The organism is Streptomyces cahuitamycinicus (assembly GCF_002891435.1).
In the GTDB taxonomy this organism is placed as follows: Bacteria; Actinomycetota; Actinomycetes; order Streptomycetales; family Streptomycetaceae; genus Streptomyces; species Streptomyces cahuitamycinicus.
On record NZ_POUC01000388.1, the window covers coordinates 1 to 7,656 of the forward strand.

The 7,656-nt window shown below is 72.7% G+C and carries 8 protein-coding genes; 1 reads left to right on the plus strand and 7 read right to left on the minus strand.

The genetic code is table 11. From position 1 onward, the window contains the following. The first annotated feature begins 65 nt into the window (after positions 1-65). Positions 66-437: a hypothetical protein gene (locus tag C1J00_RS34125; protein ID WP_102912839.1), complete on the plus strand. Its 372-nt coding sequence runs from the start codon at positions 66-68 to the stop codon at positions 435-437. Here the strand turns inward: C1J00_RS34125 and C1J00_RS34130 are convergent. From C1J00_RS34130 to C1J00_RS34160, 7 genes are all read right to left on the minus strand, one after another. After that, complete coding sequence (locus C1J00_RS34130; RefSeq protein WP_062929930.1) at positions 432-848, minus strand: universal stress protein; 417 nt, start codon at positions 846-848, stop codon at positions 432-434. The genes C1J00_RS34125 and C1J00_RS34130 overlap by 6 nt on opposite strands. A 2-nt stretch (positions 849-850) precedes the next feature. After that, positions 851-2,350 (minus strand): APC family permease, encoded by a 1,500-nt coding sequence (locus tag C1J00_RS34135; RefSeq protein WP_102912840.1) that lies wholly within the window; start codon positions 2,348-2,350, stop codon positions 851-853. 80 nt (positions 2,351-2,430) lie between these two features. Continuing rightward, a complete protein-coding gene (locus tag C1J00_RS34140; RefSeq protein ID WP_102912841.1) occupies positions 2,431-4,503 on the minus strand; it encodes an iron ABC transporter permease in 2,073 nt (690 codons plus the stop codon). Positions 4,504-4,510: 7 nt separating this feature from the next. Beyond that, positions 4,511-5,491 (minus strand): ABC transporter substrate-binding protein, encoded by a 981-nt coding sequence (locus tag C1J00_RS34145; protein WP_102912842.1) that lies wholly within the window; start codon positions 5,489-5,491, stop codon positions 4,511-4,513. After that, positions 5,488-6,357, minus strand: a complete 870-nt coding sequence (locus tag C1J00_RS34150) for an ABC transporter ATP-binding protein (protein ID WP_102912843.1) — start codon at positions 6,355-6,357, stop codon at positions 5,488-5,490. Before C1J00_RS34150 ends, C1J00_RS34145 begins: the two co-directional genes overlap by 4 nt. A 244-nt stretch (positions 6,358-6,601) precedes the next feature. Beyond that, positions 6,602-7,150, minus strand: coding sequence for a DUF1360 domain-containing protein (locus tag C1J00_RS34155; protein ID WP_102912844.1), 549 nt, complete (start codon positions 7,148-7,150; stop codon positions 6,602-6,604). Continuing rightward, on the minus strand, positions 7,128-7,656 hold a 529-nt coding region (locus tag C1J00_RS34160; RefSeq protein ID WP_146046305.1), incomplete at its 5' end, for a Rieske (2Fe-2S) protein. The genes C1J00_RS34155 and C1J00_RS34160, both read right to left, overlap by 23 nt.

Below are 7,656 nucleotides of genomic sequence, written 5' to 3' on the forward strand. Positions count from 1 at the left end.
CGCCCCCCCGGGCCCGGCACCCGCCTGGCATGATCATCACCACGCGCAGAGAGGGAGGGAGCGGCATGTCCGCGACGCCGAACGCACGGGTTCCCTGCCGCATCGTCGTCTGCCGGGACTGCTGCTGCGGCACCCGCAAGATCAGAGGCGTCGATCACGCCGCCCAGACCGAGCGTCTGCGCGCGGCGGCACCGGTGCGGATCTCCGACTGCCTCGACGTCTGCGACCAGGCCAACGTCGTCGTCGTCCAGCCGTCGGCGGCGGGCCGGGCCGCCGGTGCCCGGCCGGTGTGGCTCGGGCTGGTCAACGACCCGGCCGCCACCGAGGACGTCGTCTCCTGGGTGCGGGAGGGCGGCCCCGGCGTCGCGCCCCTGCCCGACGTCCTCGGTCTGTACGTGTTCACACCGCACGCCCGACGCCGCTCGGGTGGCTCATGACCGGGCCGGCACGCACAGCACGGGCACCGTCGACAGGTGCAGCAGCTTGTGCGGTGTGGAGCCCAGCAGCGCGCCCCGCACGGGGCTCTCGCCCCACGTGCCCACCACGATGACCCGCGCGCCGTGCCGGGCCGCCGCCTCGATCAGCGCCTGCGCGGGCCGCTCGTCGATGAGCTCCACGGACGTCCGCACACCGGCCTCGTCGGCCACCCGGACAGCGTGCGAGAGCGCGGTGCTGCCGGCCTCGCGGACGGCCTCGTGATGAGCGCCGTACTCCTCGCCCGTGACGCCGGGGGCGGCGACGCCGTGGACGATCACCAGGGGTTCGTCGTACGCGGTCGCCACCTCGATGGCGACGCGCAGCGCGCTCAGGGCGCCCGGGGACTCGTCGTAGCCGAGGACCACCGACATGTTCAGGACTCCTTGCCGTCGACGAGGTCCGGATCGACCACGCTCGGGTGTTCCGACCAGAAGGCCGGCGCCGTCAGCCGCCACACGACCATGAGGACCACGCCCACGAGGGCGATGCCGATGCCGATGACCAGCGGCGGCCCCAGCCCGAACCACGAGACGCCGCTGTAGCTGTTCTCGGGGTCGGACATGTCCGCCACGGACTCCACCAGCAGCCACGCCAGCAGCCCCGCGCCGATCAGCGGGCCGAGGCCGATCAGGAAGAAGTTGCGGGCGCTGCGGGTCAGCTGGCGGCGGTAGTAGACCGCGCAGGCGAGGCCCGTGAGCGCGTAGTAGAAGGCGATCAGCAGGGACAGTGCGGTCAGCGAGTCGAAGAGGGCGTTCTCACTGACGTGGTAGAGGACGAGGTACCAGGCGATGGCGATGCCCGCGACCCACCACGTGCTCACGTCGGGCGTGCGGAACCGCGGGTGGATGCGGGCGAAGTGCGCGGGCAGCGCGTGCCGCCGTGCCATGGACAGACCCGTGCGCGACGCCGGGATGATCGTCGTCTGCGTGGAGGCGAGCGCCGACGTCGAGACGGCGAGGAGGACGACCCAGTCCCAGCCGCCCATCGCCTCCTCGGCGAGCAGGGCGAAGATGAACTCCTCCTCCGCCGCGTTCTCGGCGAGGTAGTCCGTTCCGGCGTAGGCCACGACCGCGAAGGCGACAGCGAGGTAGGTCACCAGCAGCAGAACGGTCGACCACACGGCCGCCTTGCCGGGCGCGGTGGCCGAGTCCTCGACCTCCTCGGTGAGGTTGACCGCCGACTCCCACCCCCAGTAGATGAACACACCCAGCAGCAGGGACGCGGTCAGTGACGCTCCGCCGGCTCCGAACGGATCGAGCCAGCCGAACTCCGGATCGACGGCGTCGAGGGTGCCGGTGTCGGCGTAGACGCGGTAGAGCGCCACCACGGCGAAGGCGAGCAGACAGACGACCTGGGCCAGGATGAGGACGTTCTGCACCTTGGCCGACACCTCGGTGCCGATCACGCACACCGCCGTCATCACCAGGATGAGCAGCACCGTCAGCACCTGGCGCACCACGTCGTTGTCCGCCCAGCTGTCGAGGCCCACGGCGAGCAGGAAGAACGTCACGGCGACGTCCGCGAGCGACCCGACGACCAGGACGCCCGTCATCGCGATGGCCCAGCCGCCCAGCCAGCCCGCCCACGGACCCATGGCCCGGGTGACCCAGGAGAACGTCGTGCCACAGTCCTGGTCGACCTTGTTGAGGTAGTAGAACGCCGACGCGATCAGCAGCATGGGTACGAACGACGCGAGCATCACCCCGGGGGCGTAGATGCCCACCAGTGCCACGATCGGGCCGATGACCGCCGCCACGGAGTACGCGGGGGAGGTCGCGTTGAGCCCGATGACCAGGGCGTCGAGGAACCCGATCGCGTTGGGTTTCAGGCTCGCCTCCGGGGGCGGGCCCGGGTGCGTGATGTCCTTGGCCATGCTCCCTCGCTCCTGTTGTGTGTGCATCCATACAACAGGCACTTTCGGGGCGTTTTAACTATTGATGCCCCTTTCGGGCGTCATGTCGTTCTCCGGCCGCGGACCAGCAGGTACAGGAAGTACGGAGTGCCGATCACCGCCGTCATCAGGCCGGCGCCCAGCTGGGCGGGGGCGATGACGGTGCGGCCGATCAGGTCGGCCGTGCAGACCAGCGCCGCGCCGAGCAGCACGGCCACCGGCACGACCCGCCCGTGCCGCCGGCCCACGAGGGCACGGGCCGCGTGCGGCGCCACCAGGCCGACGAAGCCGATCGTGCCGGCCGAGGCGACGGCGGTCGCGGCGAGCAGCACGCCCGTCACCAGGAAGCCCAGCCTGGCCCGCGGCAGTCCGAGACCGAGCAGCCGCGGGGTGTCCTCGTCCAGGGAAACGAGGTCCAGCTCGGTGCGCCGGGCGAACGCGACGGCCAGGCCCAGCCCCAGGACCAGCGCGACGGGCAGGACGTCGGCCGTGGTCCGCCCGTAGGTGGAACCGGACAGCCAGGTCAGCGCCTTGGTGGCGTTGAACGGGTCGGTGAGCACGATGAGCAGGCTGATCAGGGCCGTGGAACCGGCCGCCATGCCGATACCGACGAGGACCAGCCGGTTCTGCCGGTATCCGCCCCGGGCGGACAGCCCGAAGACGATGGCCGAGGCCAGCGCCGCGCCCCCGAAGGCCGCGCCCGCGACCCCCCAGGAACCGGCCGCCGGCACGGTGGTGACGAGCAGGACGGCGCCCAGCGCGGCACCGCCGGAGACGCCCAGCACACCGGGCTCCGCCAGGGGGTTGCGGGTCACGGCCTGCACCAGCGTGCCCGCCAGGGCGAGCGCCGCGCCCGCGCACAGCGCCGCGAGCACCCTCGGCACACGGGTGTCCAGGACGAACGAGACGGTCTGCCCGGCCCGCCCCTGCACCCAGTTGGCGACATCGCCGAGCAGGAGCTTGCTGTCGCCCAGCAGGACGCCGGCCAGCGTGATGCCGACGACCGCTGCGACGAGTGCGGCCACGGTGACGAGGAACGCCGTCCGGCTCGGGATGCTCAGCCGGTCCGGCGCGTCGGCCCCGGCGGTGTCCTTGAGGCGCAGGGCCGTCACCACGAGGAAGACGGCACCGATGAGGCTGGTGACGATGCCCGTCGGGACGGCGACCGCCGTGTCCGCCGGGATGAGGGCCCGCAGCAGCACGTCCGCCCCGAGCACCAGCGCGGCACCGGCCAGACCGGCCACGGGCAGGACCGCCCGGGCACGGACGAACGCCCGGAACCGGCGGGCGAGCGGACGGACCAGCGCGGGGGCGCACAGGCCGACGAAGCCGATGGGTCCGGCGAGGGTGACGGCCGCGGCGGACAGCAGCGCCGCCAGGACCACCACCGTGACCCGGGTGGCCCGCACGGGGACGCCCAGCCCGCGCGCCGCGTCGTCCCCGAGGGCGAGCGCGTCGACCCGGCGGGCGACCAGCAGCAGCCCGGCGAGCCCCACCAGGGCGACGGGCAGCATCTGCAGGACGCCGTCGAAGCCGTTCTGGCTGATGCTGCCCTGGTTCCACTGGTAGAGGCCCTCCGTCTGCTGCGGGAACAGCAGGAGCAGCCCCTCCGTCACGGAGTTCAGGCCGAGCGCGAGCGCGGTACCGGCGAGGACCAGCCGTACGGTGCCCGTGCCGAGGCCGGACAGGGCGAGCACGACCGCGGCGGCCGTCAGCCCGCCCGCGAAGGCGACACCGGAGGAGGCGAGCAGCGGCAGGGAGACGCCGGTCGCGCCGACCAGCCCGAGGGCCAGGTACGAACCGGCGTTCACGGCGAGGGTGTCGGGCGAGGCGAGCACGTTGCGGCTGACGGCCTGCAGGACCGCGCCCGCGATGCCGAGGACGACGCCGACCAGGATGCCGGCGGTCATCCGCGGCAGCCGGGAGGCGATGACGACGGAGGCGTCGCCCGGATCGGCCTGCCCGGTCAGGGCCTTGAACACCTGGGACGGCCCGACGGCGGCGGTGCCCTGGGTGATGTCGACGACGGCGAGGGCGGCGACCAGGAGGACGAGAGCGGCCGTCACCGCGGCCGCACCCGTCCGGGACGCGGCCGCGGGCGGACGGGCGACGGGGGGCGCTTCGGTGACGGCCATGGCCCCGCTACTTCGTCAGCGCGTCGACGAGGGCGTCGATGTACGCCTCCATCGACTCGGGACCGCCGAACATCCAGATGCCGTCGGGCAGTCGGTGCACGTCACCCGACTTCACGAACGGCAGGGAGGTCCACACGGCGTTCTTCTTCAGCTGACCGGAGAACGGGTTGCTGGACTTGTCGTCGTCGTTGCCGATGTAGGCGAACTGCACGTCCTTCGGCAGGGCGGTGAGACCTTCGACGTCGGTGGTGCCGAGGCCGTAGGCCGGGTCGCCCTTGACCTTCCAGGCGTTCTTCAGGCCGAGCCGCTCGTTGACCGCGCCGATGAGGGAGCCGCTGGTGTACGGGCGCAGGGAGACCTGGTTGGACGTCACATAGCCGTCGGCGAAGGCGATGTCGGCGCCCTTCAGCTTGGCATCGGCGAGGCTCTTCTTGCCCTCGGCGACCTTGTCCTCGAAGTTCTCGCGGGCCGTCTCGGCCTTGTCGGTGGTGCCGGTGGCCTTCGCGATGAGGTCGAGGTTGGTGAACATCTGCCCGATCTGGTCGGAGGCGTCCGCCGACTTGATCTCCAGGACCGGGGCGATCTTCCGCATCTGCTTCACGGCAGCGTCCGGCAGGTCGGAGCTGGCCACGATCAGGTCGGGGGAGAGCGAGGCGATGGTGTCCATGCTCGGCTCGCCGCGCGTGCCGATGTCCTTGGGCTCGTTCTTCAGCGGGACGGCGGTGTCCCAGGTGTTGTAGCCCTTGACGTCGGCGACACCGACCGGGTCGACGCCGAGGGTGATGAGGCTCTCGACCTCGTTCCACTCGGTGGCGACGACCTTCTTGGCCGGGCCGTCCAGCTTCACCGTCGCGCCGGTGGAGTCGGTGAGGCTGATGGCCTCGGTGGTCTTCTTCTTCGCGCTGTCGGCGGCCGGCTCGGTCGTGCCGCAGGCGGCGAGGGTGAGCGCCGCGGTGGTGGTGGCAGCGGTGAGCAGGAGACGTCTCATGAGGTGGTGCCGAGCCTTTCGCTTCGGGTGGTGCGGGTGTGGTGCCGGCCGATCGGACGGGTCCGTATCCGGCCGGTGTGGGGGTCTGTGTCGACGTCGATCCGGATGCCGTAGACGGCGGTCAGCCGCTCCGGGGTCAGGACCTCCTCGGGCCGGCCGTCGGCGACGATCCGGCCCGCTTCGAGCAGCGTGATCCGGTCGGCGATGGCCGCCGCCTGGTCGAGGTCGTGCAGGACGACTCCGACGGCGATCCCGTGGTCGTCCGCCAGGTCGCGGACGAGGTCGAGGAGTTCGACCTGGTAGCGCAGGTCGAGATAGGTCGTCGGCTCGTCCAGCAGCAGGACGCCGGTCTCCTGGGCGAGGCAGCTCGCGAGCCACACGCGCTGCAACTGCCCGCCGGAGAGGTGGTCGGCGCCGCGCTCGGCGAGGTCCGTCACCCCGGTGAGCGCCAGCGCCCGTTCGACGGCGGTGGGCGCGTCGGGGTCCGGCCGGCCGAAGCGGCCCCGGTACGGATAGCGGCCGAACTCGACGAGATCCCGCACGGTCAGTCCGCTCGGCGTGGGGCGCCCCTGTGTCAGCAGGGCCACGTACCGGGCGAACTCCCGGGCGGACAGGGCGAGGCCGTCGGTGTCGCCGTCGATACTGAGCTCGGCACGGCGGGCCCGCTGCAGCCGGGCGATCGTCCGCAGCAGCGTCGACTTCCCGCTGCCGTTGGGACCGACCAGGACGGTCACCTCGCCGGGGCGCAGCGCCATCGCCGCGTCGTGCACGACATCCGTGCCGTCGTACGACACGGTCACGCCCGTGGCCGACAGCTGATGCCCGCGCAGACGCGGTCCGCCGGCCGTTTCTTCACCAGATCTCACGCGGCGAAGGTTAGCCTAACCTAATATCGCCTTGACAAGGGGGTGCGGCTTCCGGATCACCCGCGGTGTCCGGCCGTACCTCAGGGCGTCAAGGGGCCGCTGTGATCGCCGGCAACGGGCAGGGCCATGGCCGGGGTCCGCGTGCCGGCGGGGCACCGGAACGGTGGGACGTCTTCATCCGGCCGGGCGGGGTACCGGAACGGTGGGACGTCGTCATCCGGCCGGGGGCGCCGCCGGGCCGCGGTCAGTCGCCCGTCGTCCTGTCCACCAACGCCCCGTACGCCAGTTGCAGCGCGTCCGCCCCGGCCAGGGCGGTCAGCGTGCCCATGGCCGTACGGGTGGCGCGCGGCCAGAGCAGCCGGCCGGCGGTCAGGGCCGAGGCCACCCAGACGCTCATGCAGAACGGACAGGTCGCGAGCTCGCCGACGGTGTGCCTGCCCTGCTCGGGCTGAGCCTCCTCGTGCAGCTCGGCCGGGCCCTGCGGCCCGACGTACCGGGTGAAGGGAGCGCGCAGCGGGCTGGTCACCGACGCCTTGCTCAGCAGCCGGCTGAGCCGGAAGGTGGCCACCGACGTCAGGACCAGGTCCCACGGCTCGGGCCGTTCGGGCAGCGGGCGCCCGCTGCGCCGTACCACCGTGGTCAGGGCCGCCGTGTAGGCCGCGAAACCGGCCATGGCCGCGAGATAGCCGCCCAGCGGGCGATCGTGCCCCGCCGCGTAGTCCCGGCGGGTGCGCCGGAGCACTCCGTGCAGCCGGCGCGCGAGGCGGCTGTCAGCCATGGCCGCCGTCCCCATGGGCAGCCCCCGTTCGTGTTCCGTGCACCTGCCCGTTCGGCTCCCGGCCGGGCCCCGCGGGCTCCCCGCCGTTCTGGTGCCGCAGGCGCACCTCGACCTCGCCGCCGGTGATCCGCGTTTCGAAGGAGGGCTGGGGGGAGGTGGCCGGGCCGCGTACGTTCCAGCCGTCGGAGAGCCGGAACACGCTGCCGTGCCACGGGCACCGCACACACCCGTCGGCGACGGTGCCCTCGGACAGCGGCCCCGCGAGGTGGCTGCACCGCTCGGCCAGCGCGTGGATCGCCCCGCCGGACTCGCGCACCACCAGCACCGGCACGTCGTCCACACTGCGCCGCACCGGCTCACCGGCCGGGAACTCGTCGACGGTCCCGACCCGGTGCCAACCCGGGGAGACGACGTTCGGGACCTCTTCGGCGTGATTGGCCCCGGAGGCCTGACGGTAGGCCAGGTGGCCGCCCAGCATCCCCCCGGCTCCGACCGCCGTGAACCCGAGGAAGCCGTATGCC